Annotated in this window: 26 protein-coding genes; 18 read left to right on the forward strand and 8 right to left on the reverse strand. The window is 64.4% G+C overall.

The features are described 5' to 3' along the window. Positions 1-31 precede the first annotated feature (31 nt). Positions 32-1,555 carry a fumarate hydratase gene (locus HHL27_RS12960; RefSeq protein WP_169493845.1) on the reverse strand — a complete coding sequence of 508 codons (1,524 nt, stop codon included), beginning with the start codon at positions 1,553-1,555 and terminating at the stop codon, positions 32-34. 179 nt (positions 1,556-1,734) lie between these two features. Between HHL27_RS12960 and HHL27_RS12965 the strand changes: the two genes are divergently transcribed. From HHL27_RS12965 to HHL27_RS12990, 6 genes are all read left to right on the forward strand, one after another. Beyond that, a complete protein-coding gene (locus HHL27_RS12965) occupies positions 1,735-2,334 on the forward strand; it encodes a protein-L-isoaspartate O-methyltransferase family protein (protein ID WP_169493846.1) in 600 nt (199 codons plus the stop codon). Between the two features lie 5 nt (positions 2,335-2,339). Next, positions 2,340-3,812: a TolC family outer membrane protein gene (locus HHL27_RS12970; RefSeq protein ID WP_169493847.1), complete on the forward strand. Its 1,473-nt coding sequence runs from the start codon at positions 2,340-2,342 to the stop codon at positions 3,810-3,812. A 46-nt stretch (positions 3,813-3,858) separates the two neighbouring features. After that, entirely contained in the window at positions 3,859-4,320 is a 462-nt protein-coding gene (locus HHL27_RS12975) for a DUF2497 domain-containing protein (protein ID WP_169493848.1), read from the forward strand. Positions 4,321-4,383: 63 nt separating this feature from the next. After that, the gene (locus tag HHL27_RS12980; protein WP_169493849.1) at positions 4,384-6,525 is read left to right on the forward strand and encodes a S9 family peptidase; all 2,142 of its coding nucleotides are present in this window, start codon (positions 4,384-4,386) and stop codon (positions 6,523-6,525) included. Between the two features lie 26 nt (positions 6,526-6,551). Continuing rightward, positions 6,552-6,977, forward strand: a complete 426-nt coding sequence (locus tag HHL27_RS12985; protein ID WP_169493850.1) for an acyl-CoA thioesterase — start codon at positions 6,552-6,554, stop codon at positions 6,975-6,977. Further along, positions 6,974-7,345 carry a (2Fe-2S) ferredoxin domain-containing protein gene (locus HHL27_RS12990; RefSeq protein ID WP_169493851.1) on the forward strand — a complete coding sequence of 124 codons (372 nt, stop codon included), beginning with the start codon at positions 6,974-6,976 and terminating at the stop codon, positions 7,343-7,345. The genes HHL27_RS12985 and HHL27_RS12990 overlap by 4 nt, the downstream gene beginning before the upstream one ends. A 9-nt stretch (positions 7,346-7,354) precedes the next feature. Here the strand turns inward: HHL27_RS12990 and HHL27_RS12995 are convergent, their stop codons facing one another. Then, positions 7,355-8,533 carry a saccharopine dehydrogenase family protein gene (locus HHL27_RS12995; RefSeq protein WP_169493852.1) on the reverse strand — a complete coding sequence of 393 codons (1,179 nt, stop codon included), beginning with the start codon at positions 8,531-8,533 and terminating at the stop codon, positions 7,355-7,357. 24 nt (positions 8,534-8,557) lie between these two features. After that, a complete protein-coding gene (locus tag HHL27_RS13000; RefSeq protein ID WP_169493853.1) occupies positions 8,558-9,727 on the reverse strand; it encodes an acyl-CoA dehydrogenase family protein in 1,170 nt (389 codons plus the stop codon). Between the two features lie 190 nt (positions 9,728-9,917). Between HHL27_RS13000 and HHL27_RS13005 the strand changes: the two genes are divergently transcribed. Further along, on the forward strand, positions 9,918-10,979 hold the full coding sequence (locus HHL27_RS13005; protein ID WP_169493854.1) for an AI-2E family transporter: 1,062 nt from the start codon (positions 9,918-9,920) through the stop codon (positions 10,977-10,979). A 6-nt stretch (positions 10,980-10,985) separates the two neighbouring features. On the opposite strand, the gene dcd is transcribed toward HHL27_RS13005, so the two are convergent. From dcd to HHL27_RS13025, 4 genes are read right to left on the reverse strand one after another with little or no spacing between them, the layout of a single operon-like run. Further along, positions 10,986-11,540 (reverse strand): dCTP deaminase, encoded by a 555-nt coding sequence (dcd, locus tag HHL27_RS13010; RefSeq protein WP_169493855.1) that lies wholly within the window; start codon positions 11,538-11,540, stop codon positions 10,986-10,988. Positions 11,541-11,563: 23 nt separating this feature from the next. Continuing rightward, positions 11,564-11,995: a cytidine deaminase gene (locus HHL27_RS13015; protein WP_169493856.1), complete on the reverse strand. Its 432-nt coding sequence runs from the start codon at positions 11,993-11,995 to the stop codon at positions 11,564-11,566. After that, complete coding sequence (locus tag HHL27_RS13020; RefSeq protein WP_169493857.1) at positions 11,992-12,687, reverse strand: glycoside hydrolase family 25 protein; 696 nt, start codon at positions 12,685-12,687, stop codon at positions 11,992-11,994. Before HHL27_RS13020 ends, HHL27_RS13015 begins: the two co-directional genes overlap by 4 nt. Positions 12,688-12,719: 32 nt before the next feature. Next, the gene (locus HHL27_RS13025) at positions 12,720-13,202 is read right to left on the reverse strand and encodes a UPF0262 family protein (RefSeq protein ID WP_169493858.1); all 483 of its coding nucleotides are present in this window, start codon (positions 13,200-13,202) and stop codon (positions 12,720-12,722) included. A gap of 103 nt (positions 13,203-13,305) precedes the next feature. Here HHL27_RS13025 and HHL27_RS13030 point away from each other — a divergent pair, with 103 nt between their 5' ends. The 8 genes from HHL27_RS13030 (at position 13,306) to HHL27_RS13065 (ending at position 20,846) form a co-directional block, all read left to right on the forward strand. Further along, positions 13,306-14,817 carry a replicative DNA helicase gene (locus HHL27_RS13030; protein WP_169493859.1) on the forward strand — a complete coding sequence of 504 codons (1,512 nt, stop codon included), beginning with the start codon at positions 13,306-13,308 and terminating at the stop codon, positions 14,815-14,817. Positions 14,818-14,906: 89 nt separating this feature from the next. After that, on the forward strand, positions 14,907-15,251 hold the full coding sequence (rpoZ, locus tag HHL27_RS13035) for a DNA-directed RNA polymerase subunit omega (protein WP_169493860.1): 345 nt from the start codon (positions 14,907-14,909) through the stop codon (positions 15,249-15,251). Positions 15,252-15,350: 99 nt separating this feature from the next. Beyond that, the gene (locus HHL27_RS13040) at positions 15,351-17,903 is read left to right on the forward strand and encodes a helicase-related protein (RefSeq protein WP_169493861.1); all 2,553 of its coding nucleotides are present in this window, start codon (positions 15,351-15,353) and stop codon (positions 17,901-17,903) included. After that, positions 17,903-18,184: an RNA-binding S4 domain-containing protein gene (locus HHL27_RS13045; RefSeq protein ID WP_169493862.1), complete on the forward strand. Its 282-nt coding sequence runs from the start codon at positions 17,903-17,905 to the stop codon at positions 18,182-18,184. Before HHL27_RS13040 ends, HHL27_RS13045 begins: the two co-directional genes overlap by 1 nt. Positions 18,185-18,248: 64 nt before the next feature. Continuing rightward, on the forward strand, positions 18,249-18,587 hold the full coding sequence (gene fdxA, locus HHL27_RS13050) for a ferredoxin FdxA (RefSeq protein ID WP_169493863.1): 339 nt from the start codon (positions 18,249-18,251) through the stop codon (positions 18,585-18,587). 402 nt (positions 18,588-18,989) lie between these two features. Further along, complete coding sequence (locus HHL27_RS13055; protein WP_169493864.1) at positions 18,990-19,514, forward strand: CarD family transcriptional regulator; 525 nt, start codon at positions 18,990-18,992, stop codon at positions 19,512-19,514. Between the two features lie 150 nt (positions 19,515-19,664). Then, entirely contained in the window at positions 19,665-20,408 is a 744-nt protein-coding gene (locus HHL27_RS13060; RefSeq protein WP_169493865.1) for a head GIN domain-containing protein, read from the forward strand. 84 nt (positions 20,409-20,492) lie between these two features. Further along, the gene (locus tag HHL27_RS13065; RefSeq protein ID WP_169493866.1) at positions 20,493-20,846 is read left to right on the forward strand and encodes a hypothetical protein; all 354 of its coding nucleotides are present in this window, start codon (positions 20,493-20,495) and stop codon (positions 20,844-20,846) included. Positions 20,847-20,848: 2 nt separating this feature from the next. Here the strand turns inward: HHL27_RS13065 and HHL27_RS13070 are convergent, their stop codons facing one another. After that, positions 20,849-21,802: an L-threonylcarbamoyladenylate synthase gene (locus tag HHL27_RS13070; protein ID WP_169493867.1), complete on the reverse strand. Its 954-nt coding sequence runs from the start codon at positions 21,800-21,802 to the stop codon at positions 20,849-20,851. 46 nt (positions 21,803-21,848) lie between these two features. On the opposite strand from HHL27_RS13070, the gene HHL27_RS13075 reads away from it, so the two are divergent. Genes HHL27_RS13075 through HHL27_RS13085 form a run of 3 tightly spaced genes read left to right on the forward strand, consistent with a single transcriptional unit; the run spans position 21,849 to position 24,916 of the window. Continuing rightward, entirely contained in the window at positions 21,849-23,567 is a 1,719-nt protein-coding gene (locus HHL27_RS13075; RefSeq protein ID WP_169493868.1) for an acyl-CoA dehydrogenase family protein, read from the forward strand. Continuing rightward, entirely contained in the window at positions 23,567-24,385 is an 819-nt protein-coding gene (locus HHL27_RS13080; RefSeq protein ID WP_169493869.1) for an ATP-binding protein, read from the forward strand. The genes HHL27_RS13075 and HHL27_RS13080 overlap by 1 nt, the downstream gene beginning before the upstream one ends. A gap of 48 nt (positions 24,386-24,433) precedes the next feature. Next, positions 24,434-24,916 carry a GAF domain-containing protein gene (locus HHL27_RS13085; protein ID WP_169493870.1) on the forward strand — a complete coding sequence of 161 codons (483 nt, stop codon included), beginning with the start codon at positions 24,434-24,436 and terminating at the stop codon, positions 24,914-24,916. The last annotated feature ends 26 nt before the right edge of the window (positions 24,917-24,942 follow it).

Here is a 24,942-nt window from a genome sequence, read left to right on the forward strand (position 1 = left end):
CGCATCGAGCGATGCCACCGGGTCCCCGTCGTCAGGCGTCGAGCAGATGCTCGTCGGCGATCTTCTTTTTCCACACCAGCGGGGCGAGCTGGTGGACATTCTGGCCATCGCTGTCGACAGCGACGGTTACCGGCATGTCAGCCACGGTGAATTCGTAGATCGCCTCCATGCCGAGGTCCTTGAAGCCGACGACCTTCGCCTCCTTGATCGCGCGCGCGACGAGGTAGGCCGCGCCGCCCACCGCCATCAGGTAGGCCGACTTGTGGTTGGCGATCGACTGCGTGGCGGCGGGGCCGCGCTCGGCCTTGCCCACGCTCGCGAGCAGGCCGAGGTCGAGCATCTGGTCGGAGAAGCTGTCCATGCGCGTGGCGGTGGTGGGGCCGGCGGGCCCGACCACTTCGTCACGCACCGGATCCACGGGGCCGACATAATAGATGACCCGGCCCTTGAAATCGACCGGCAGCTCCTCGCCCTTGGCCAGCATGTCCTTGATCCGCTTGTGCGCGGCATCGCGGCCAGTGAGCATCTTGCCATTGAGCAGCAGACGGTCGCCTGCCTTCCAGCCCTGCACCTCCTCCTGCGTCAGCGTATCGAGATCGACGCGCTTGGCTGCCGAATCCGGTGCCCAGTGAACTTCGGGCCATTCATCGAGCTTCGGCCGCTCAAGGTAGCTCGGGCCCGAACCATCGAGTGTGAAATGCGCATGGCGAGTGGCGGCGCAGTTCGGGATCATCGCCACCGGCTTGCCAGCCGCATGGCAGGGCGCATCCATGATCTTGACGTCGAGGATGGTCGACAGGCCGCCGAGGCCCTGCGCGCCGATGCCGAGCGCGTTGACCTTGTCGAAGATCTCGATCCGCATCCGCTCGATGTCGGTCTGCGGCCCGCGCTGCTTGAGCTGGGCCATGTCGATCGGCTCCATCAGCGCCTTCTTGGCGAGCAGCACGCAGTGTTCTGCCGTGCCGCCGATGCCGATGCCGAGCATGCCTGGCGGGCACCAGCCCGCGCCCATCTGCGGCAGCATCTCGATCACCCAGTCGACGATATTCTCGCTCGGGTTCATCATCTTGAACTTGGACTTGTTCTCGCTGCCGCCACCCTTGGCCGCGACGTCGACGGTCACCTTGTTGCCCTTGACCATCTCGACGTGGAGCACGCAGGGCGTGTTGTCGCGCGTGTTGCGGCGGGTGAAGGCGGGATCGGCCAGCACGGAGGCGCGCAGCTTGTTGTCGGGATTATTGTAAGCCCTGCGCACGCCCTCGTCGACCACGTCCTGCAAGCTCAAATCGGATTCAAGGCGGCAGTCCTGGCCCCATTCGATGAACACGTTGACGATGCCGGTATCCTGGCAGATCGGGCGATGCCCTTCGGCGCACATCCGGCTGTTGGTGAGGATCTGCGCGATGGCATCCTTGGCGGCGGGGCCTTGCTCGGCCTTGTAGGCCTCGCCCAGCGCGCGGATGTAATCCATCGGGTGGAAGTAGCTGATATATTGCAGCGCATCAGCCACGCTCTCGATCAGGTCGGCTTCCCGGATCGTCACCATCTCGCCCATCGCGAAGTATCCCTCGTTGTCCGTCGATGGAGGCCCCTTACGCTCCGACCAGCAACATGCAAAGCGCTTGGCGCGCGATGCGTGTTATTCTAGAGGCCTTTACAATACGGATTGAACCGGTTGCAGAGCATGGCCCCCCTTCGAGCCTGCAGGCAGCTGGCGCAATGAGGGAAAAGCTCATGACCTTGGTGGATGAACGCACCGCTTCGGGCGCGATGGCACAGGCCCGCCGCGCGATGATCGACAGCCAGCTTCGCGTAAGCGGCGTCAACGATCCGCCGATCCTCGCCGCCTTCGATACCGTCCCTCGCGAAGACTTCGTGCCTCAGGCACGTGCTGCGGTCGCCTATGTCGACCGCGCGGTTCCGCTCGGCGATGGGGCGGTTCTCGCCCCCGCGCTGACGCACGGCCAGATGTTGACGGCCGCCGCGCTCGTTCCCTCCGATTCGGTGCTCGTCATTGGTAAGCCCGGCGCGTATCTCGCGGCGCTCGCGGCAAAGCTGGCGGCCTCGGTGTCGACAGCGGCCCCTTCCGAAGATCTGTCGGCGAAGGGAACATTCTCGCTGATCCTGATCGACGGTGCAGCCGAAGTGGTCCCGCCCGCGCTGGTGGATGTGCTGAGCCAGGATGGCCGAATCGTTACAGGTTTGCTGGAGCGGGGGGTTACGCGCCTTGCCCTGGGGCGGAAAGTCGCGGGCGAACTGGTCTTTACGAGCCTTGCCGAAGCCGACTTCGTTGCGCTTCCCGAATACGCAGCGCCGGCGAAGTGGAGCTTCTGAGCGGCATGAGAATTTTGACGCTGCGCGCGAGCCTGCTGGTCGGCGCGATTGCGGCCTGCACGGCCCCGGCACGCGCCGACGATCTGCGCGGTGCCCTGGTCGCTGCTTACCAGACCAATCCCGATCTGCAGGCGGCAAGGGCAAGCCAGCGCGCGACGGACGAGGGCGTACCGATTGCCCGCGCCTCGGCCCTACCCAGCCTTTCGGGAAGCGCCAGCTATACCGAGAATCTGGAGAAGAGCACGACGCCACAGTTCCAGCCAAATCGAACGGTCTCTGCAGGAGCGAATCTGAGCCTTCCGATCTACGCAGGCGGTTCGATCAAGAATTCGATCCGCGCGGCGAAGACAAGGGTCGAAGCCGGCCAAGCGGATCTTCGCGGTGTCGAAAGCGGCGTCTTCTCGCAAGTCGTCTCGGCCTACATGGACGTTATCCGCGACCAGGCAATCGTTGGCCTGAACCGCAGCAACGTGCAGGTGCTGGAGGTCAACCTCAAGGCGACCAGCGATCGGTACGAGATTGGTGACGTCACCCGTACTGACGTGGCGCAGTCCAATTCGCGCCTGGCGCTCGCGCGCGGAGACCTTCGCACGGCGGAAGCCAATCTCGTTGGCAGCCGTGAGCGGTATGTCCAGGTGGTTGGTCAGGCCCCCAAGGACCTTGCCCCGCCTCCCCCGCTCGCGGGCTTGCCCGATACGCCAGAAGATGCAGTCGAAACCGCGCTGGCGAACAACCCCGATCTTGCGGCAGCGCGGCTCGACAGCAAGGCTGCTGCATATGATGTAAAAGTCGCCGGCTCCGCGCGCCTTCCGCGCATTTCGGTGTTCACAGGAACCAGCTACAACGACTATCTCAACTCGGTTCCGATCAACGATACGGTGCCTGGCACGGTCGGCACGCATTTCGGCAGCAGCCAGGCCGGCGTTCAGGCGACGATCCCGCTGTTCCAGGGTGGCCTGCCGGCCGCGCGCGAACGCCAGGCACAGGCTTCGGAAGGCGCCACGCTCGAACGCGAGATTGCGATCGAACGGCAGGTGATCGCGACCGTGCGTTCGGCCTATACCTCATGGAAGGCGTCGCTCGACATCATCGCCATGAACCAGACCGCGGTGGATGCTGCGGCCCTCAGCCTTGAGGGCGTCCGCGCCGAAAATACCGTCGGCAACCGTACGATCCTGAACATCCTTGATGCCGAGCAGGAACTCTTACGCGCGCAGGTGCAACTCGTCGCTGCACGCCGCAACGCCTACGTCGCGGGTTTCAATCTGCTCGCCGCGATGGGCAAGGCGCAGGCCAAGGATCTCTCGCTCGACGCCGGCCCGGAAAGTGCTGCGCTCTACGACCCGCAGGTCAATTACGATCGGGTCAAGGGCAAGATCTGGGACTGGGCCAGGGATCCCGCGCCCAAGCCGCAGTCAACCCGCACCGTTGACTCTCCGGCACAGGATGCGACAATTCCGGCGCAACCTGCTCCCTGAGGGGGGATTCGGGCAGGCGCTGCACATTGGGCACGGAATCAGAGTGATGCGCCAAGCTGGAGAACCCTCGGTCGAGGAAATCCTTGAATCGATCAAGAAGGTGATCGCGCGCGACAATCGCGTCGAGGCTGCGCAGTCGCGCACTCTCAGGACCTCCCCCGCCGAAGCGCCGCCGCCCCGGGTTCACGAGGTGCTCGATCTGACCGAGATCGCTTCGCAGATCCTGTCCGAAGACCAGGACGCCGCCGTGGCCGATGCACAAGGGGATTCGCCGCTGCTCCCGGAAACGACCACAGCCTCGATGCGCGATTCGCTTGCAGCACTCGCGATGCTGTCCGAACCAGGCGCCGCGCCGCAGATCGTCCGCTCTGGCGAAACCTCGCTCGAAGGGTTGGTGCGCGAAATGCTGCGACCGATGCTGGCTGATTGGCTCGATCGAAACCTGCCTCCCATGGTGGAGAAAATGGTTGCAGGTGAAATCGCACGGATCGTCGGCAAGAAGTCCTGATCGTTTGGTTCCAGCCGCGATGGTGGGCTGGATATCGCGATCGGAAGAGCCTATCCGGTTGCGATGAAAACCAGTTTGCTTTCGCACATTGCGCTCGCTGTCGCCGTGGCTGCTCCCCTTCCCGCAGCGGCTGCTCCGTCCCGGACACCGTTCTCGGCGCAGGACCTCGTCACGTTGAACCGACTTGGCGGCGTGGCTGCCTCCCCGGACGGCACGCTGGTCGCCTACACTGTCACCGTAACGGACGCCGCAACCTACAAGCGTAGCACGCAGTTGTGGCTACGCCCGCTCGGAGCCAAGGCGCCGGCACGTCAGGTGCCGGTTGAAGGCTCGGTAAGCGATCCGGCGTTCGGACCGGATGGCAGCCTGTTCTTCCTTTCCGACAGCAAGCAGAACGGCAAGGATGCCGGAACGCAGGTGTGGAAGATCAGCCAGCCAACAACCGCGCCGGCTTCCGCTGTCGCGGTCACGTCTTTCAAAAGCGACGTCAATGGTTTCAAGCTTTCTCCCGATGGCACTCACATCGCCGTCTGGGGCGACATCGCCCGAACCTGCCCAACCTTCGGCGGCTGCGAATCTGACGGAAACGCCAGCCTGCCCGGCCCAGGCACGGGTCGCCTCTACAAGGATGGAACCGGCTTCGTACGTCATTGGGACGCATGGGAGACGCCCGGAAACTACAGCCGCATCTTCGCCTATGCGCTGGGTGCAGACGGACGGGTCAACACGGATACGGGCCACGCTCTCGATGGTGACGCCGTCAATGGCGGGCTGGTGGGCGATGCACCGAACAAGCCCTTTGGCGATGGAGGCGACGTGGCCTGGAGCGCTGACAGCAAGGCCGTGATCTATGCCGCGCGCCAGGCCGACCGCGACGAACCACGCTCCACCAACCTCGACCTGTGGTGGGCACCCATCGATGGTTCAACCCCCAGGAACCTGACCGCCGCCAACAAGGCTACCGACGCTGGGCCCGCCGTGTCACCCGACGGTCGCTGGCTGGCTTATGTCGCCATGGCCCGTCCGACCTATGAAGCCGACCGCCTCGTCGTCCACCTCCTTGACCTCAAATCTGGGCAGTCGCGGGCCTTGACCGAAGGCTGGGATCGTTCGGCCGGATCGCTGCAGTGGACCGCCGATGGCAAGGCATTGCTCGCATCTGCCGAAGACGTACTCGATACCCCGGCTTTCCGCATCGACGTCGCGACCGGGAGGGTCACCCGTCTTGCGCTATCGCCAGTGAAGGGCCGCGAAGGCCACATCGGCAACCTTACCGCGCTCAAGGACGGGCGCTTTGTCTTCACCCGCGATTCGATCGAAGCTCCGGCCGAGATCTACATCGGCAAGCCGGGCGGCAAGGCGTCGGCGCTGACCGACCTTGCGACATCGGCGTTGGCGTCGCGCGCGCCGGTCACCACGCGCCGCTTCAGCTTCAAGGGTGCGAACGGTGACACAGTGTGGGGCCAGATCACCAAGCCGGCCAATTCGACCGACAAGCTCCCCGGCATCCTCTACGTGCACGGTGGACCGCAGGGATCGTTCAACGATTCCTGGTCAAGCAGGTGGAACCCGCGCGTCGTGGCAAGCCAGGGTTATGCTGTTGTTTCGATCGATTTCCACGGGTCGACCGGATACGGGCAAGCTTTCACCGATGCGATCAGCAACGACTGGGGTGGGAAGCCGCTCGAAGACCTGCAGAAGGGTTTTGCGGCCGCCGCGGCGCTCGATCCGCAAGTCGATGACGCCAACGCCTGCGCCATGGGTGCCTCCTATGGCGGATACATGATGAACTGGATCGAGGGGAACTGGGCCGACAAGTTCCGGTGCATCGTGCAGCACGACGGCGTGTTCGACGCACGCGCAATGGCCTACGAGACCGATGAGCTGTGGTTCGACGAATGGGAACACGGCCAGAAGAATTACGTGCAAGACCCTGCCGCCTTCGAGAAATGGAACCCGGTCAACCACGTCGGCCAATGGAAGACGCCGATGCTCGTGATCACGAGCGAGAAGGACTTCCGCATCCCCTACACACAGGGCCTCGCCGCGTTCACCGCGCTGCAGACGATGAAGGTGCCGAGCGAGCTGCTTGTCTTCCCCGACGAAAATCACTGGGTCCTCAAGGCAAGGAATTCGCTGCAGTGGCACCAGACGGTATTCCACTGGCTCGATCGGTGGTTGAGGAAGGACGGCAAGGAAGGCTAACCCCTGCGTCAACACAGGGAGTAACCATGGCCAAGCCCGACCCCGCGCTGCTCGATCCGGCGCGCTACACTTTTGCACACGAGGTCACGACGCGTTTCGCTGACCTCGATCCGAACGACCATATCAACAACGTTGCGATAGCGGCAGTGCTTGAGGATGGGCGCGTCCGCTTCAATGTGCAGGTCGGCCTGAAGCGTACCGAGACATTTCGCCCGATGGTCGCCAGCGTCGGGATCGAATATCTCGCACAGGCGCACTTTCCGCAGAGCATGACATGCCATGTCGCTGCTTGCGAAATCGGTCGGTCGAGTTGGCAGATGCAACAGTTGCTCATGCAGGATCGCCGCGCGGTGGCGACCTGCCGGACGGTCGTGGTCTGCACCAACGGAGAAAGCGCCATGCCCATCCCCGGTGAGTTTCGCAGTCTTCTTCAACCGTGGTTGCTCAAGTGAGCTCGGGCAAGGAGATCGCTGCCGCCGAAGAGGCACTCGCCAAGCTTGGCGGATTCGCCATGAAGCGGCACATCCTGCTTTGCGCGGACCCTGAAAAGGACAAGTGCGCGCCCCGCAAAAAGGGTGAAGAAAGCTGGAAATACCTCAAGAAGCGCCTGGGCGAGCTGAAGCTCGGTGGAGCGCAGGGCATCATGCGCAACAAGGTAGGCTGTCTGCGCGTCTGCCTCGCCGGCCCTGTTGCCGTCGTCTATCCGGACGAGGTTTGGTATCACTCCTGCACACCGGAAGTGCTTGAACGCATCCTTCAGGAGCACATCATCGGCGGCGTGCCGGTGGAGGAATTCCGCCTCCACCCGCCCGCCGCCTGAACGCAGCGATCAGTTTTCGGCTTCGAAGTTGATTTCGGCATGCTCGCGCAGCCGCTTGACCAGTGCCTCACCAAGGAACGCCCCCGGCGTTCCGACACCGCCGGACACATCCGATTCCACCAGCCCAAGGCCCGTCTCGGTCAACATGCGGCTGGTCGAGCCATAGCCCGGATCGTACCGGCCCTTCACAGCGTAGTGGATAGCTTGGCCATCCGGCAGCTCGCCAACGAAGAGAAGGTCGTAGCTGCCGTTTTCCCGCACCTCCTTGGTGGGTCCTTCGCCCGGCAGCGGATCGTTGGGCGTGCCGATCATCGGCGTTGATGCGACGTAATTCGCCACGGCCTCGCCCTGCTCGCCGGGTCCGGTCAGGATCATCTCGTCGTAGACGAAGTCCTTGCCGAACGGGAAGCCCAGTAGCTGGTTGGTGCGGTGGACGTTCTTCACGTTGATGACCGCCATGATGAAAGGCGCGCCCCACGATCCAAGCGCTTCATCATAAAGCGGCTTGTCAGCGGGCGGCTGAGGCGGGCCTTCGAACCCTGGCGTCAGTCCGAACGGGCTGGCCATGATCGCGCCGAGCGCCGGCTCCTTGGCGATCGCGGCCAGCGTTGCCTTCAGGCTCGCCGCAGTGCCGCCAGAAACGCCGCCCTTGGTATCGCGAACGCGGCCCTTCACGCGCGGCGCAGGTTTGCCGAAGCGGGCGACCGCCTCCTTTTGCAGCATCAACACGCCGAGATCGAACGGAATCGAATCGAAGCCGCAGGAAAAGCAGATGCGCGCTCCGCTCTCCTTCGCGGCGACATCGTACTTTTCGATCATCTGGCGCATCCACACCGGCTCGCCGCACAGATCGGCATAGTCGGTGCCAGCTTCGACACAGGCGGCAACCACAGGCTCGCCATAAAGCTGGTAGGGACCGACGGTCGTGACGATCGAACGCGTCGATTCCGCCATTGCCTTGACGCTCGCCGGATCGGCGATGTCGGCAACGATCAGCGGCGTATCGGCGGGCGCGCCGATCAGGTCGCGGATTTCGGCCAGCTTGGCGGCACTACGGCCCGCCATCGCCCATTTCGGGCCGTTGCGGCCGTAATGATTGTTGAGATATTCGGCGACCAAGCGGCCCGTATAGCCCGTCGCCCCGTAGATCACGATGTCATAAGGGCGCGAGGCCCGGTCGGTTGGCATGGAAGTCACTCCCTTCCCGAAGGATCAGAAACCGTACTGGCGGCTGGCAAGGTCGAACATGATCTCCTCGGACCCGCCACCGATCGCCATCACCCGGACCTCGCGGTAGATCCGCTCGACCCGGCTACCCCGGATGAAGCTGGCGCCGCCGAGGATCTGGCACGCCTCGCGCGCGCAGAATTCCATCGTCTGCGTGGCCTGCACCTTGAGCAGCGCGAACTCGCCCGGTGCGGCCTTGCCGTTCACCAGCGTCCACGCGCAGTGATCGATCCACGCCTGCGTGGCCTGGATCCGACGGAGCATATCGGCAAGCTTGTGGCGGATCACCTGGTTGGCAACGAGCGGCTTCCCGAACGTCTGCCGCTCGCGCGCCCATTCCAGAGCATCCTCGAAGCACAGCCGCGCGTTGGCCGCTGCCTGCTGTGCCATGCCGATGCGCTCGCCGTTGAAGTTACGCATGATCGCGCCGAACCCGGCGTTTTCCGGTCCGATCAGGTTCTCGGCAGGCACCTCGACGTCGTCAAAGTGGATCGTCGCCGTGTCCGAGGCGTGCCAGCCCATCTTCTCCAGCGGCGTGCGCGAAAGGCCAGGGCTGTTCATGTCGACCAGCAGCAGAGACACGCCGCCGATTCCTGGCCCGCCGGTGCGGACCGCCAGCGTGATGTAGTCGGCGCGCATGGCAGAGGTGATGAAGGTCTTCTGCCCGTTGACGATGTAGCTCGCGCCCTTGCGCTCCGCCTTCGTGCGCAGGTTCGCGACATCGGACCCGCCTGAAGGCTCGGTGATGCCAAGCGAAATGATCTTCTCGCCTGCCAGCACCGCAGGCGCGATCTTCTTCTTCATCGCCTCGCTGCCTGCGGCAAGGATGGGAGGCAGGCCGATGCCATGGGTCATCAGCGAGGCAACGATACCACCAGCGCCGGGGCGGCAAAGTTCCTCACTCTGCACGAACGAATGGAAGATGGTGTAGCCATCCGACGTGCCGCCGTATTCCTCGGGATAGCCGAAGCCCAGAATGCCAGCATGGGCCGCCTTGACATGAAGTTCACGTGGCAGCTGGCCGGCGCGCTCCCATTCGTCGACGTGGGGGCTGACTTCGCGCGTGACGAAGGCGCGAACGCTGTCGCAGACTGCTTCGTGCGTCTCGTCGTAATGCGGCGAGCGGGTGCGCCACTCGTCGAACAGATGGGCCATCGGCAATCCTCGGTCTGGCGGGTTCTGCCCCGTCCGTTCGGGAAGGTATCGCGACGCGAAGAGTTTTAGTCAATCAAGCGATTAAACGATATCTGGCCTTGATCGCGGCACCCGGGAGCAAAATCGTCCCTCGCTGGTTGAGCGCCGCGGCTGTAAGAGGCATTCGCGCCAAAGAGGGGGACGCTCGCGCATGATCGATCGCAAGAGATTTGAAGCAGGCGGCCTGATCGGTTTCGTCGCGCTTGCATCGGTGGCGTTTATTGCCGTGGTGTGGGATTTTCTCGGTGCACTGTTCTGGGCGGGCGTTGCCGGAATCATGTTTCAGCCGCTGTTCCGCCGGATTACGGCGAACCTTGGCGGGCGCCGCAGCGTTGGAGCTGCGATCACGCTCTTGGTCATCACCATCGCGGTCATCATCCCGCTGCTGCTGATCGGCAGCATGATCCTGGATCAGGCTGCCGGTGTCTACGCGGCGGTGCGCGATGGCCAGATCGACTTCGCGCGCTACTTCGACCGCATTCACGATGCCCTGCCGCTTCGCCTTCAGGAACTCGCCGATCGGCAGGGACTGGGCAGCTTCGAGCGAATGCGCCGTCAGGTTGCTGCGGCTCTTGGCGGAAGTGTCAGCGTGCTCGCCAACCAGGCGCTTTCGCTGGGCCGCAATGCAGCACAGTTCCTGCTGGTCTTCGGCGTTGGTCTGTATGTGACCTACTTCCTCCTGCGCGATGGGGCAGAGATCGGCAGCGCGATTGTCCGCACCGCTCCGTTCGAGCGTGACGTCGCCCAGCGCCTCGGCGATCGCTTCGTCACCGTCACCCGTGCCACGGTCAATGGCTCGGTGCTCGTCGCCATGGCGCAGGGAGCGCTGGGCGCGGCAACCTTCGCGCTTGTTGGCGTGCCCGCGGCGATGCTGTGGGGCCTGATCATGGCCTTCGCCGCGCTTCTGCCCGCGATAGGGCCCGCAATCGTGTGGATCCCGGTCGCGGTCTACCAGCTCGCGACGGGCCAGATCTGGCAGGCGATGGTGGTTATCTTCTCTGGCGTTGCCGTCGTCGGGATGATCGACAACCTGCTGCGCCCGCTGTTGGTAGGCCGGGATACCGGCATTCCCGATTGGCTTGTGCTGCTCTCCACCCTGGGCGGGATAGCCCTGATGGGGATTTCCGGTGTCGTCGCCGGGCCGATCGTGGCGGCACTGTTCATGTGCGGCTGGCAGATCCTGACCGAAGAGCGGGACCGGCAAGCCGGATGAACGCGCCTAGAGCCGCGGCAACGTCACGCCGCGTTGGCCCATGTACTTGCCCGCACGGTCGGCATAGCTGACCTCGCACGGTTCGTTTCCTTGCAGGAACAGGAATTGGCAAGCGCCTTCGTTGGCATAGATCTTAGCCGGAAGCGGCGTCGTGTTCGAAAACTCCAGCGTCACGTGCCCCTCCCAGCCGGGCTCCAGCGGTGTCACGTTCACGATGATGCCACAGCGCGCGTACGTGCTCTTGCCAAGGCAGATTACCAGAACATCGCGCGGCACGCGAAAGTATTCGACCGTGCGCGCCAGCGCGAAGGAGTTGGGCGGAATCACGCAGACATCGGTCTTCCGGTCGACGAAGGAGTTGGAATCGAAGTCCTTCGGATCCACCACTGCCGAATCGACATTGGTGAAGATCTTGAAATCGTCCGCGACGCGCGCGTCGTAACCATAGGACGACAAGCCGTAGCTGATGCAGCCGTCACGCTGCTGACGTTCGACGAAAGGCTCGATCATGCCTTCGCTCAGCGCCTTTTCGCGAATCCACTTGTCGGAAAGAATGGCCACGCCTGCCCCCGGAACTGTTGACGTCAGCCCAGTTGAGCCGGACCGAATGCGTTGGGCAATAGCACCGAAAGGCGCGTTTCCAACACTTCCTTGGCACCGATGCAGAGAACGACCGGATCGGTGCTGCCAAGCGCGGCCAGCTCGTTCAGCACCTGCCGGCACCGGCCGCACGGCGTGATCGGCGCATCGATGCGCCCCCCGGGGCCGCCCAAAACGGCAACCGCCACCAAGGCGCCCCGACGCCCAGCGTGCGATGCTATGGCGCAGGCAACGGTTTCGGCACACAGCGAAAGGCCGTAGCTCGCGTTCTCGACATTGGCACCGGTCACGATCGCGCCGTCCTCGAACAACAGCGCGGCCCCCACATGAAAGTTCGAATAGGGGGCATAAGCGCTGTTCACCGCAGTGCGGGCTGCGGCAATCAGCGCTTCCCTGCTCTCGTTCAGGTTTGTCATGGTTCCACCACCACCCATCGTGCAGGTCCTTCGATTCCCCTGACCCGCGCCCGTCGCGAGGCTGTCCACATCACGAACGGCCGCCCGGCGTAGCCGGGGGCGAGATAGTCCTGAACCAGCCAGATATTGCGGTCGAGAACAGCGGCCAGATGATAGCGTGTCTCGATACTTCGCGTCGGCATCAGGATCGCCGCCTTGCCCACATGCTTTTCCACCTGGTTGAGGAAGGTGGTCAGTTCGCTCTGCAGCGCGGCTTCGCCAGGTGCATCTGGACAGGAGCGTGAATCGATGTCGAGCATGATGGCGGGGGGAAGCAGGTCCTTTTCCCGCGGCACTGTCGTGACGAAGTTGGCCGCTTGCGCATCGGCCGGCGCGCAAAGGTCGTAGACGTGAACGGCACCTGCCTGCATGCCCGCCGCGCGAACCGCATCGATCCCCTCGCCGAACGATGGATCACGGCGATCCGGACCTTCGCTGGCGGTCAAGTAGACGAAGTCAGCGCCATCCGCTTTGATCATCCGCCAGTCGATGGCACCGTCATGCTGGTCCACCCATACGCCCTGTACCGGAAAGCGCGCGCGCTCGGGCCGCCATGCGCGCGCCTGCCACCACAATGCGCCACCAGCCGCCAGAAGCAGCACCAGCAATGCCGCGAGCAGACGCCGACGCGCCTTGGTTCGCTTTTTCGTCATGGCAGAAAGGTGCGCCCCGAATCCGGTCAGTTTCAGCCCCTGATATGCAGCACGCAGATCAGGGTAAAGAGCCGACGTGCCGTGGCGAAGTCGGTGTCGATCTTGCCTTCGAAGCGTTCCAGCAGAAGCTCGGCGGCGCCGTTGTGGACCCCCCGTCGCGCCATGTCGATCGTCTCGATCTCCTGCGCGGTCGCCCGACGGATCGCCTGGTAGTAGGAATCGCAGATCGCGAAGTAGTCCTTGATCGGCCGTCGGAAGCGGCCGAGCCCAAGGATGATCGTCTCGAGCAGCGATCCGCCGTCGTCGGAAATGGCCAGCGCCAATCGTCCGTCCTCGACAGACAGCCGCAGGCGGTAAGGGCCCTCATGGCCTGCTTCGAACGCGCGGAGAGGCTTGAAGGTGTTCTCTTCGATCAGGTCGAAGATCGCAATGCGACGCTCCTGCTCGATATCGGCATTGCGCCAGATGATCGTCGCCTCATCAAGCTCGATATGCGAAATGCGCGCGTCCGCCATGGGGCAGCGTATTTCGCAGACGCGAAGGGCGCCCGCAAGCCCTCCCCGCTATCCACAGGGGTGTCGCCTTGTGAGGGCCGTCCCGCTCGGGCACAAAGGCGCGATGGCAGCCAGCGAAGTGATCCTCATGCGCGAACCCGAAGAGACGCGCACCGTCCCCTCCAACGTCGAAGCCGAGGCCGCCTTCCTCGGCGCGGTTCTGATCGACAATCGGATCCTCGAGGAACTGACCTGCCCCTTGAAGGCAGAGCACTTCTATGCCGCGGTGCATGGCCGCGTGTTCGAGCGGATTCAGGCTCTCATCGACCGCAAGGCGGTGGTCACCCCGGTGACGCTCAAGCCCTATTTCGAAAGTGACGAAGGGCTCAAGGAACTGGGCGGCACGGCCTACCTGGCGCGGCTCACTGCCGATGGTCAGGGCCTGCTCAACCCGCGCGAGCTTGCCGAACAGATCTATGATCTCGCGCTTCTTCGCGAATTGATCACGGTCGGGCGTGGCCTTGTCGAAGGGGCCATGGACACCAGCGAATCGGTCGCGCCGCTGCAGCAGATCGAACTTGCCGAAGCCTCGCTCTACAAAGTCGCCGAAGGTGCGCAGACTGGCAGCGAGGCGCAGAGCTTCGGCCAGGCGACCCGTACTTCGCTGGAGATGATCGAAAAGGCGCTGCTTTCGGGCGGCCACATCTCGGGCAAGACCACGGGCCTCACTTCGGTCAACGAAAAGATCGGCGGCCTGCACGATTCGGACCTGATCATCCTCGCCGGGCGTCCGGGCATGGGCAAGACGTCACTCGTCACCAATATCGCCTTCAACGCCGCAGATCGCCTGCGCCGCGATCAAGCAGACGGAATTGCGCTCAAGGATTCGGTCGGCGCGGCCGTCGCCTTCTTCAGCCTCGAAATGAGCGCCGACCAGCTCGCCACGCGTATTCTGGCCGAACAATCGGGGATCAGCTCGGAAGCATTGCGCATGGGCCGGATCAGCCGGGATGAATTCCAGCAGCTGTCCTTTGCCAGCCAGCGTCTTGCCGAACTGCCGCTTTACATCGACGATACGCCGGCGCTCACCATCGGGTCACTGCGCGCCCGCGCCCGCCGGCTCAAGCGCCGCCACGATATCGGCCTGATCATTGTCGACTACCTGCAGCTGCTGCAGGGCTCGGGGCGCAGCGACAACCGCGTGAACGAAATCTCGGAAATTTCGCGCGGTCTCAAGACCCTCGCCAAGGAGCTGTCGGTGCCGGTGATCGCGCTCTCGCAGCTGAGCCGCGCGGTCGAACAGCGCGACGACAAGCGCCCGATGCTCTCGGACCTGCGCGAATCGGGCTCGATCGAACAGGACGCCGACATGGTCTGGTTCGTGTTCCGCGAAGACTATTACGTCGCCGCCAAGGAGCCCAAGGTTCCGCAGGGCAACGACGATCCCAAGGTGCAGGAAGCGCACGCGGCGTGGCAGGCGGAAATGGAGCGGGTCTATGGCCTTGCCGAACTGATCGTCGCCAAGCAGCGCCACGGTTCCACCGGCAAGGTCCGCCTCCGCTTTGAATCGCGGATTACCCGGTTCAGCGATCTTGCATCGGATGACCTGCGCGCCGCCTACGGCAACGACGAATAGCAAGGCGGCCAGCGTTTTCTTGACTTTTCCACACCCTCAGCCTAGCTGGCGCTCTTTCCTTCCATCCTGATTTTAATCGGAGTGCCCTTATGGCGCGCGTTACCGTCGAAGATTGCGTCGACAAGGTCCCCAACCGTTTCGATCTGGTCCTGCTCGCCGCCGAGCGCGCACGCGCGATTTCGGGCGGTGCGGAACTTACCGTCGACCGGGACCGCGACAAGAACCCCGTGGTCGCACTGCGCGAGATCGCGGATGAGACCGTGCGCCCGACCGTGCTCAAGGAAAACCTGATCCAGTCGCTGCAGCGCGTGCTGCCGGAAGACGACGACGAGATCGACGAAATCGGCTCGCTGTCGCAATCGGCCGAGGCGCTGCGCATCACGGCAGCGGCGCCGGTGCGCAACACTTCGCTGGGCGCCGACTACGACGGCTGATTCCGGCAAGACGTAACATTGTAATTTCAGCAAAAGGCGTCGTGGATAAAATCCCGGCGCCTTCTTGCGTGTGCCCGCCACGCTCGCCACATTCTCTTCATGGCCGGCCCCCTGCACCCGCATGCGCGAGGCGACCGCAAGACGGTCAAGGCGGTGCTCGGCCCTACCAACACCGGCAAGACCCACCTCGCCATCGAACGGCTCTGCGCGCATTCCTCGGGCGCGATCGGCTTCCCGCTGCGACTTCTGGCCCGCGAAGTCTATGACCGGGTCTGCGCGATCAAGGGCGCGCAGAACGTCGCCCTGATCACGGGCGAGGAGCGGATCGAGCCAAAGAATGCCCGCTGGCATCTGTGCACGGTGGAAGCCATGCCCAGCCGGCCCGACCTTGCCTTCGTCGCTCTCGATGAAGCGCAGCTCGCCGCAGACCCGGAACGCGGCCATGTCTTTACCAATCGCCTGCTGAACACGCGCGGACGCGAGGAGACGATGCTGCTCGGCTCGGCCACGCTCGAACCGATGGTCAAGGCCCTGGTCCCCGAGGCCGAGATCGTCACCAGGCCGCGCTTTTCCACGCTCACCCATACCGAGCCCAAGAAGCTGTCGCGCATCCCGCCACGCAGCGCGATCGTCGCCTTCAGTGCCGAGCAGGTCTATGCCATGGCGGAAATGCTGCGCCGTTTTCGCGGCGGCGCGGCCGTGGTCATGGGCGCGCTGTCCCCGCAGACGCGCAACGCGCAGGTGGCAATGTATCAGTCGGGCGAAGTCGATTACCTCGTCGCCACCGACGCCATCGGCATGGGCCTCAACCTCGACGTCAATCATGTCGCCTTCGCCGGACTTTCTAAATACGACGGGCACCGCCGTCGCCGGCTCACCACGGCGGAAATGGCGCAGATCGCCGGACGTGCTGGGCGCCATCACAAGGACGGCACATTCGGCGCGCTCGCCGGGATGGGCGGCCACGATCCCGAATTCGCGCCCGAAGAAGTATACGCGATCGAGGAACATCGCTTTCCCCCGCTGACCCGGCTGTTCTGGCGCGAGGCCGAGCCGCGCTTCGATTCTCTCAATATCCTGATCGAGGATCTTGAAAGCCCGCCCTTTCGCCCCGAGCTCGCAACCCCGCCCAAGGCCATTGACCTCGCCGTCGTGAAGCGCCTCGCCGAAGATCCGGACATCGCCGACACAGTCCGCGGGCGCGGATCGGTCCAGCGCTTCTGGCAAGCGTGTTCGCTTCCGGACTTTCGCCAGCAGGGCGTGGAAACGCATGCCCGCTTTGTCGCCAAGTTATGGCAGGATCTGCGGCGCGGGCACCTCGGGGCGGATTATGTCGCTCAGGCGATCGCGCATCTCGACAATCCTTCGGGCGATATCGACACCTTGCAGGGCCGCATCGCGGCGATCCGCTCGTGGTCATACATCGCGCAGCGTCCGGACTGGGTGCTGGCGCGAGACGAAATGGCCGCACGGGCCCGCGCCGTCGAAACCCGCCTGTCGGACGCGCTGCATGGTCGCTTGACCGAACGCTTTGTCAATCGCCGAACCACGGTGCTGATGCGCAAGGTGGGCGGCGATGCGGGATTGCTGCCCGTGCGACTGTCCGATGCAGGCACCGTGCTCGTCGATGACGAGCCGATCGGCCATCTCGAAGGCTTCCGGTTTATCGTCGATCCGCTTGCGCGCGCCAGCGATCGCAAGCTGTTGCTCGCTGCGGCGGAACGACACCTGCCGGCCCTCCTCGATCGGCGCGCCGAAGCTCTGGCTGGCGATGCAAGGTTGGACGCTGCGGAACAGGCGAAAGCCCTCCATCTCGATGCCGGGCGCATCCGCTGGCACGAGGAGACGGTGGCACGGCTCGATCGCGGCAAGACGCTGCTCACCCCCAGGCTGTCGCTGGAGCCTGCGCTCGCGGCGCTCCCTCCGCTCGCACGTGACAAAGTGGAGAGGGCTCTTTCCGATTGGCTCGTCCGTAAACTCGCGAGCCCGCTCGCTCCGCTGCGCAAGCTGGAAGCGGTAGGATCAGCCAGCGAATCGGGGCCCGCCCTAAGGGCATTGCTGCTCCATCTGATCGAGGCAGGCGGAGTCCTGCCACGCGATGAAGCAAAGCTGGAGCGGCTCGATGCCGCGCAGCGTGAGAGCCTGCGAAAGCTCGGCATTCGCGTTGGCACCTTCGACCTGTTCGTTCCTGCCTTCCTGAAACCACGCGCGCTAGCGCTCTGGGCGATGGCCGCAGACGTTCGCGGCCTGCCGCATCCGCCTGTGCCTTCCGACATGCCGCCAGTAATCGCCGGGAAGCGTGCGCCGCTTGGATATCGCCGCTTCGGGGTTCAGGCCCTACGCGTCGATCTGGTGGAAAAGCTCCTCCAGGCGGCGCACGGATCGCGCATGGGCGCGCGCGCAAAGCGCTACTATCTCGATCCGGCGCTCGCACGCTCCATGGGCCTCTCGACAGCGAGTTACGCCTTGCTGCTGCGTCAAGCGGGTTTCCGTGTAGCCATTGGGCGGCCCTTGGGGGAAGGTGCTTTCGGCCCCCCCTCGCCCCCTTTGTGGGACTGGCGGCCCCCGCGTCCACGGCCAGCAGAGACAGCCAGACCGTCCGTAGTGGCCGGCAATGGCGCATTTGCCGCGCTTGCCGAGCTGATCCGCTGATGCGGATCGACAAGCTGCTCTGGTTCCTGCGGCTTGCATCGACGCGCACCCACGCCCACGACTGGGCTCTCGAAGGGCACATTCGTCTGAACGGTCGGCGGATCGAGCGGCCGAGTGCGGCCGTCCGCCCCGGCGACGTTCTGGTGCTTCCCACGGTCACCGGCGTGCGGGTGATCGAGGTCGTGGCCCTGCCTACCCGGCGCGGCCCCGCGCCCGAAGCACAAGCATGTTATCGCCAAATCGAACCGGCCATACCCGCGACAGTCCCAACGGACGCTTGACGCCCGCCGCCAAACGCCTCTAGCACGACGGCAAACGATCAACGCCTGAGGGAAAATCACCGCCATGACCTATGTCGTCACCGACGCCTGCATCCGCTGCAAGTTCATGGATTGCGTCGAAGTTTGCCCCGTCGATTGCTTCTACGAGGGCGAGAACATGCTGGTGATCAATCCCAGCGAATGTATCGACTGCGGCGTGTGCGAACCTGAATGCCCGGCCGAAGCCATCCTGCCCGATACCGAATCCGGCCTGGAGCAGTGGCTTGAGCTGAACGCCAAGTACTCGGCCGAATGGCCCAACATCACCGCCAAGAAGGACGCGCCGGCGGACGCCGACGACCACAAGGGCGAAGAAGGCAAGTTCGACAAGTACTTCTCGGCCGAACCCGGCGAAGGCGACTGACCGCCTGCGCCATTGAACCGCACGCGATCGGTGATTCGCTGATCGCTTGTGTCGGCGGTTCAACGGCATCGTGATGCTCGCATCGCGCGTCTGCCAGTCGTATTGGCGGGATCCCGCGGCCTTTCCCGCAGGATGACGGCGATTTAACGCGTCTGGGTCTGGCAATTTTATTACAGCGGTGCTATATACGGTGCACGCGCTGGGCGGGGCAATGCTCGTTCCAGCGCCTTTTCACCACGAAAAGGCAGGACAGGCGGCAAACGTATCGCAAAGGGATCGCCGACCGAAAAAGTTGACGGTCGTTTGCCGGACCTCTTCCCCAAAGGGCCCGGACCTTGTGCTGGAGGATGGGTGATCCATCCGACGTCGCCTTGTCTTCTGCCTGCGTCGAAAGGATAAGCAATGGCAGCCAAGGCTCTTGCCTTCGATGTTGGGGATTACGTCGTCTATCCGAAGCATGGTGTCGGCCGGGTGGTCGAACTGCAGCAAGAAGAAATCGCTGGAATGAAGCTGGAGCTCTATGTGCTCCGGTTCGAAAAGGAGCGCATGACGCTCCGCGTGCCCGTGAACAAGGTCGAAGCGATCGGCATGCGAAAGCTGTCGTCGGACAAGACGCTGCGCGAAGCGCTCGACACGCTCAAGGGCAAGCCGAAGGTCAAGCGCACCATGTGGTCGCGCCGCGCCCAGGAATATGAAGCGAAGATCAACTCGGGCGATCTCGTGTCGATTGCCGAAGTCACACGTGACCTGTTCCGCGCCGACGATCAGCCGGAACAGTCCTACTCGGAACGCCAGATCTTCGAAGCGGCTTCGTCGCGCCTCGCCCGCGAACTCGCGGCGATGGAAAAGACCGACGAGCCGGCCGCGCTCAAGAAGATCCTCGCGATCCTCAACGAGCACGCACCGAAGTACTACGAAGCAGTCTGACTGTTTCCGCCAGGTGCGAAAGCAAAGGCCGCCGGTGCGAACCGGCGGCCTTTCTCGTTCCACCGACGGCTGAACTGCAACGGCGAACGACATGGCATGTCCTGCCAAGGTGCGTTAGATCAGCAACACACCAAGTGGGAGAGTATCGTCATGCTCAAGGACTTCGCCAAGACGCTTGCGGGCGTCGCCTTCGTCGGGCTCGCCGCCGCGCTTTCGGGTTGCGACGCAGCCAGCGTCACCATCGATGGTGCGAAGGGTGTGCCCCTTGCCCAGCTCGATCTTTCGGGCAAGGCTCCCGATGAAATCACCCTGCTTGGCCCCGACAAGGTCCACGTCACGCGTGGCGATCGCCTCGCCATCACTGTCGACGGGGAACAGCCGATCAAGGACAAGCTGCGCTTCACCCTCAAGGACGGCAAGCTCGGCATCGCGCGCGATTCGTGGAAGAGCAGCGACAGCGACGAAGGCATCGCCACCGTCAACGTCACCGTCCCCGCCGCCCGGGAACTGGTCCTCGCGGGCTCCGGCCAGATCGACATAGATGGGCTGGAAGGCGAAACGGCGAAGCTGACGATCGCGGGATCGGGCACGATCGCCGCTGCGGGCATCACCGCAAAGGAACTCAAGGTGGATGTGGTGGGCTCAGGCAAGCTTCGCGGCGCGGGCAACACCGGGAAGCTCGAGATGACCATCGCCGGCAGCGGTAATGCCGAACTCGATGGTCTGGTCGTGCAATCGGCCAAGATCGACGTAGCAGGCTCGGGCAGCACCCGCTTCGCCTCGGATGGTGAGGTCAAGGCCAACATCATGGGATCGGGCGAAGTCCGCGTGAAAGGCCGAGCCACCTGCAAAGTATCGTCCATGGGCTCGGGCCGGCTCGTCTGCGAACCCTGAACCGTCATATCCGCGCCGTTTCGAGCCCGGTCATCCTTGCAATGGCCGGGCGGCCATGGGACCCTGATGCCAGGGAGACAACCCATGTCGATCAAACACTTCTTCGGCCCCATCCTCGTTTCAAGCGCCGCAATGTTGTCCGGTTGCGTGGCCAAGAGCGCCTTCGATCTGGCCACGATGCCGGTCCGCGCTGGCGCGCGCGCGGTCGACACGACAGCTGACGTCTACGACAAGCTCACCGTCAGCCAATCCGAGCGTGACGAGAAGCGCGGCCGCGAGATTCGCCGTCGGGAAGAGCAGTACGGCAGGCTTTCACGCGATTACGATCGTGCCCGCCATGATTGCGAACGCGGCAATGAGGATGCCTGCAAGGCTGCGCGGTCGATCTATGGCCGGATGGACGCCATGCGCGCTTCCATCCCCTACGAAGGTCGTTAGCCTCAGGCCGCGGCGCGGCGCAGGCGGTCGTTGATCGCGATGCCGATGCCCTGCTCGGGGATCGGCGCCACGGCAATCCGCGCGTCTTCCGCATCGGCCGCAGCATGCAAACAGGCATAGAGCCGCGCCGCCGCTTCGGCGAGATCACCACTAGTTGATAGCGAAATGTCGCCGGCCACAGCTCCGAACCCGATGTGAAATTCACCCGGCTCCGCCACTTGCGCACCGAGCCGCACGGGCTTTCCCGGCGCATAGTGGCTGGCGAGTTGCCCCGGCGCCTCGATCCCGCGCGCGTCTGACGTCATTGCCTCAACAGCGTCGCCCAGAACCCTGGCGATGGCATCGGCGGTGATCGGGCCGGGGCGCAGAACCGCCCAGGTCCCGTCATCCCGCAGGCCGACGATGGTCGATTCGAGCCCCTGCTCGGTCGCTCCGCCGTCGATGATCAGATCGACGCGCCCGCCGAGCGAGGCCGCGACATGATCGGCGGTCGTCGGACTGACGCCACCGCTGCGATTGGCGGACGGCGCCGCCAGAGCAAGGCCGGTGACACGAAGCAAGGCCTGCATCGCGCCATGCGCCGGGCAGCGCAGTGCGACCGTCGGCAGGCCGGCACTGACCGCCGCAGCCAGCACGGCATCGCCCCGGCGGGGCAGCACCATCGTCAGGGCGCCGGGCCAGAATGCTTCGGCAAGCAGGCGCGCCCGCGCATCGAACGTCGCCAGTTGCTCGGCCGCCGCCACGTCGGGCACGTGGACGATCAGGGGATTGAAGTCTGGCCGCCCCTTGGCCCGGTAGATGCCGGCCACCGCGTCGGCGCTGTCGGCACGCGCGGCAAGTCCGTAGACCGTTTCCGTCGGAACGGCGACGGTGCCGCCACGCGCGATCACCTCGGCCGCAGCGGCGATGCCGGATTCGTCGGCCCGAACCCGAACGGGAGGCTTTGTCGCAACCATGGCTTGGCGCTATAGCGCCCCTGCAGCGCTGCCAAGGAAAACAAGCATGGATTTCACGCCGCCCACCGCCGATCAGCTTCTGGCCATCAAGGTAAGTGCCGGGATCGAGGAGCTTGCCGCTCACGAACGCTACGGCGCCGCTACATCCGACACGGTCGAGGCCATCGTCGAGGGCATCGGCGCGTTTGCCGCGGGCGAATGGGCACCGCTCAATCGAATCGGGGATACCGCCGGCGCGAAATGGGCGGACGGCGTCGTCACCCTCCCGGATGGCTATCGCGCGGCCTATCAGGCATTTGTCGAACAGGGCTGGAATTCGATCGCCGGCCCCGAAGAATTCGGTGGCCAGGGGTTGCCCTTCACTCTTGCAACCTGCGTCCTTGAAACGCTGGGCGCTGCCAACATGGGTTTCACGCTCCTGCCTATGTTGACGGTCGGCGCCATCGAGGCGCTCCACCATCACGGCAGCGACGCGCAGAAGGCGCTGTATCTGCCCAAGCTCGTTTCGGGCGAATGGTCGGGTACGATGAACCTGACTGAACCGCAGGCCGGCTCCGATGTCGGCGCGCTGCGCACCACCGCCACGCCGATCACCGATGGCCCGCACGCCGGAAAGTATCGCATCGCCGGCACCAAGATCTACATCACGTTCGGCGAGCATGATGCAGCCGAGAACATCATCCACCTGGTGCTGGCGCGCACCCCCGGCGCTCCTGCGGGTTCGCGCGGCATTTCGTTGTTCATCGTGCCGAAGATCCATGTGAACGAAGATGGCTCGCTCGGCGAAGCCAATGACGTGCGCTGCGTATCGATTGAGCACAAGCTCGGCATCAATGTCTCGCCCACTTGCGTCATGTCCTATGGCGACAACGGCGAATGCATCGGCGAGATGGTCGGCCGCGAAAACGGCGGACTCGCGGCAATGTTCACGATGATGAACTCGGCGCGCATCAATGTCGGCAGTCAGGGCGTACAGATCGCGGAGCGCGCGCTGCAGCAGGCAGCAGCGTACGCGCGCGATCGCATCCAGTCTGCCCGGGCCAGCAGCACCGACAAGACTCCGGTGGCGATCATCGAGCATCCCGACGTGCGCCGCATGATCCTGCGCATGCGCGCGCTGACCGAAGGCGCGCGCGCCCTGCTCTACTACACGGCGGGTCAGGTCGATCGCGGCGCGCTGGGCGATGAAGCCGCGGCGAGGCGCGCGGAGTTGCTCGTGCCGCTGCTCAAGGCATGGGGCACCGATGTCGGCTGCGAAGTCGCCAGCCTTGGCGTGCAGGTCCACGGCGGCATGGGCTTCGTGGAAGAAACCGGCGCCGCGCAACATTATCGCGACGCGCGCATCGCGCCGATCTACGAAGGCACCAACGGCATCCAGGCGGCCGACCTGGTGACGCGCAAGCTCGGATTCGAGAACGGCGGCGTGCTTCAGGCACTGCTCGGCGACATCGCGGCCGAGATGGAGGACGTTCCTGAAGTCGCCGCGCTGGCGAAGGACGCTGCCGCAATCGGACAGTGGATGACCACCACCGCTTCGCTCGACGACAAGCTTGGCGGATCGGTCCCCTTCCTGACCATGTGCGCCGTTGCCGTCGCTGGCTGGCAACTGGCGCGACAGACCCGCCAAAGCAACAATCCCGCGAAGACCGCAGTGACCAAGTTCTTCAACCGGACCATTGCCCCCGAAGCACGCGGCCTCGGCGCGGCGGCCATGGCGGGCGAGGAGCTGCTCTACGAACTCGATAGCGCAGCGCTCGTCGGCTGATGGCTGTGGAACGACTTCTCGAGCGCATTGCCGATGCGCTGGATCGTATGGCCCCCTCCCCGCCACCGCCGATCGACTGGTGTGCCCACCCGGCCTACGTCTGGGATGGTGCAAAGGCGCGTCCGGTCGCGGTTCTGGAGGCCCCGCCGCTCGATGTCATGCGCGGCATCGACAAGCAGAAGGCAGCGGTGGTCGAAAACGTCCGCCGCTTGGCCCAAGGCCACGCCGCGCATGACATGCTGCTGTGGGGTTCACGGGGCATGGGCAAGTCGGCCTTGCTGCGCGCTGCGGTGCGTGCGGCGCAGGAAGCCGCTCCCGGTTCGGTGGCGCTGGTCCAGGCCGCACCCGATGCCGGCCTGACGCACCTGTTCGCCGAATTGCGCGGCGTTGGCCGCCAGTTCCTTGTCTTCATCGACGATCTTGGGTTCGATTCCGGCGATACCGAGGGGTCGCGCAAGCTTCGTTCGTGGCTGGAAGGCGGTGTAGAAGCACGCCCCGCCAATGTTCGCCTCGCGGTGACGTCGAACCGCCGCGCGATCGTCGAACGCCACGCCGCCGAACAGGACGACCCGATCAATCCGCGTGATGTGGTCGACGACAAGCTGGCGCTGGCTGACCGGTTCGGGCTCAGTCTCGGCTTTCACGCCTGTTCTCAGGACGATTATCTCGCGATCATCGCCGGGTATGCCGCGCATCTCGATCTCGCCTGGAATGAAGGCGATGCCCTCGAATGGTGCAAGCGTCGCGGCGGGCGGTCGGGCCGTGTTGCGTGGCAATATGTCAACGAACTCGCCGGACGCGCCGGACGCGCCATCTGATTTCCCAAGTTGCGCCACGCAACTTCAATTCCCGTTACAGGACCAGGCATGTACGATTTCAAACCGGTGGACGGTCAGCCGAAGGCCGATCTCTACAACGATCTTGTCGCAGCCGCGCGGGCGCTCACCGAAGGTGAAGGCGACGGGGTTGCCAACATGGCCAACGTCGCCGCTCTGCTGGCGGAATTCCTGCCCGATCTGAACTGGGCCGGCTTCTACCGCATGGTCGGCGGCGAACTGGTGCTCGGCCCCTTCATCGGCAAGCCGGCCTGCATCCGCATCGCGGTCGGCAAGGGTGTCTGCGGCGCGGCGGCGGCCAGTGGCCAAACACAGCTGGTGCCCGATGTGCACGCCTTCCCGGGCCATATCGCCTGTGATGCCGCAAGCCGGTCGGAACTGGTCGTGCCGGTCTTGCGCAACGGTGCTGTGGTTGCCGTGATCGATCTCGACAGCCCCTCGCCGTCGCGCTTCGATGATGCCGACGCGGCCGGGATCGAAGCGCTGGCAGCCATCCTCGCCGATCGCATCTGAACTGCAAGATGAGCTGGCAACCTACG

It is taken from the genome of Novosphingobium olei, assembly GCF_012927405.1.
Taxonomy (GTDB): Bacteria; Pseudomonadota; Alphaproteobacteria; order Sphingomonadales; family Sphingomonadaceae; genus Novosphingobium; species Novosphingobium olei.

Excerpts from the sequence above, each read along its gene's own strand:
- HHL27_RS12960 (WP_169493845.1), bottom strand. The coding sequence starts at position 1,555 with ATGGGCGAGATGGTGACGATCCGGGAAGCCGACCTGATCGAGAGCGTG.
- HHL27_RS12965 (WP_169493846.1), top strand. The coding sequence starts at position 1,735 with ATGACCTTGGTGGATGAACGCACCGCTTCGGGCGCGATGGCACAGGCC.
- HHL27_RS12970 (WP_169493847.1), top strand. The coding sequence starts at position 2,340 with ATGAGAATTTTGACGCTGCGCGCGAGCCTGCTGGTCGGCGCGATTGCG.
- HHL27_RS12975 (WP_169493848.1), top strand. The coding sequence starts at position 3,859 with ATGCGCCAAGCTGGAGAACCCTCGGTCGAGGAAATCCTTGAATCGATC.
- HHL27_RS12980 (WP_169493849.1), top strand. The coding sequence starts at position 4,384 with ATGAAAACCAGTTTGCTTTCGCACATTGCGCTCGCTGTCGCCGTGGCT.
- HHL27_RS12985 (WP_169493850.1), top strand. The coding sequence starts at position 6,552 with ATGGCCAAGCCCGACCCCGCGCTGCTCGATCCGGCGCGCTACACTTTT.
- HHL27_RS12995 (WP_169493852.1), bottom strand. The coding sequence starts at position 8,533 with ATGCCAACCGACCGGGCCTCGCGCCCTTATGACATCGTGATCTACGGG.
- HHL27_RS13000 (WP_169493853.1), bottom strand. The coding sequence starts at position 9,727 with ATGGCCCATCTGTTCGACGAGTGGCGCACCCGCTCGCCGCATTACGAC.
- HHL27_RS13005 (WP_169493854.1), top strand. The coding sequence starts at position 9,918 with ATGATCGATCGCAAGAGATTTGAAGCAGGCGGCCTGATCGGTTTCGTC.
- HHL27_RS13015 (WP_169493856.1), bottom strand. The coding sequence starts at position 11,995 with ATGACAAACCTGAACGAGAGCAGGGAAGCGCTGATTGCCGCAGCCCGC.
- HHL27_RS13020 (WP_169493857.1), bottom strand. The coding sequence starts at position 12,687 with ATGACGAAAAAGCGAACCAAGGCGCGTCGGCGTCTGCTCGCGGCATTG.
- HHL27_RS13025 (WP_169493858.1), bottom strand. The coding sequence starts at position 13,202 with ATGGCGGACGCGCGCATTTCGCATATCGAGCTTGATGAGGCGACGATC.
- HHL27_RS13030 (WP_169493859.1), top strand. The coding sequence starts at position 13,306 with ATGGCAGCCAGCGAAGTGATCCTCATGCGCGAACCCGAAGAGACGCGC.
- rpoZ (WP_169493860.1), top strand. The coding sequence starts at position 14,907 with ATGGCGCGCGTTACCGTCGAAGATTGCGTCGACAAGGTCCCCAACCGT.
- HHL27_RS13040 (WP_169493861.1), top strand. The coding sequence starts at position 15,351 with ATGGCCGGCCCCCTGCACCCGCATGCGCGAGGCGACCGCAAGACGGTC.
- HHL27_RS13045 (WP_169493862.1), top strand. The coding sequence starts at position 17,903 with ATGCGGATCGACAAGCTGCTCTGGTTCCTGCGGCTTGCATCGACGCGC.
- fdxA (WP_169493863.1), top strand. The coding sequence starts at position 18,249 with ATGACCTATGTCGTCACCGACGCCTGCATCCGCTGCAAGTTCATGGAT.
- HHL27_RS13055 (WP_169493864.1), top strand. The coding sequence starts at position 18,990 with ATGGCAGCCAAGGCTCTTGCCTTCGATGTTGGGGATTACGTCGTCTAT.
- HHL27_RS13060 (WP_169493865.1), top strand. The coding sequence starts at position 19,665 with ATGCTCAAGGACTTCGCCAAGACGCTTGCGGGCGTCGCCTTCGTCGGG.
- HHL27_RS13065 (WP_169493866.1), top strand. The coding sequence starts at position 20,493 with ATGTCGATCAAACACTTCTTCGGCCCCATCCTCGTTTCAAGCGCCGCA.
- HHL27_RS13070 (WP_169493867.1), bottom strand. The coding sequence starts at position 21,802 with ATGGTTGCGACAAAGCCTCCCGTTCGGGTTCGGGCCGACGAATCCGGC.
- HHL27_RS13075 (WP_169493868.1), top strand. The coding sequence starts at position 21,849 with ATGGATTTCACGCCGCCCACCGCCGATCAGCTTCTGGCCATCAAGGTA.
- HHL27_RS13080 (WP_169493869.1), top strand. The coding sequence starts at position 23,567 with ATGGCTGTGGAACGACTTCTCGAGCGCATTGCCGATGCGCTGGATCGT.
- HHL27_RS13085 (WP_169493870.1), top strand. The coding sequence starts at position 24,434 with ATGTACGATTTCAAACCGGTGGACGGTCAGCCGAAGGCCGATCTCTAC.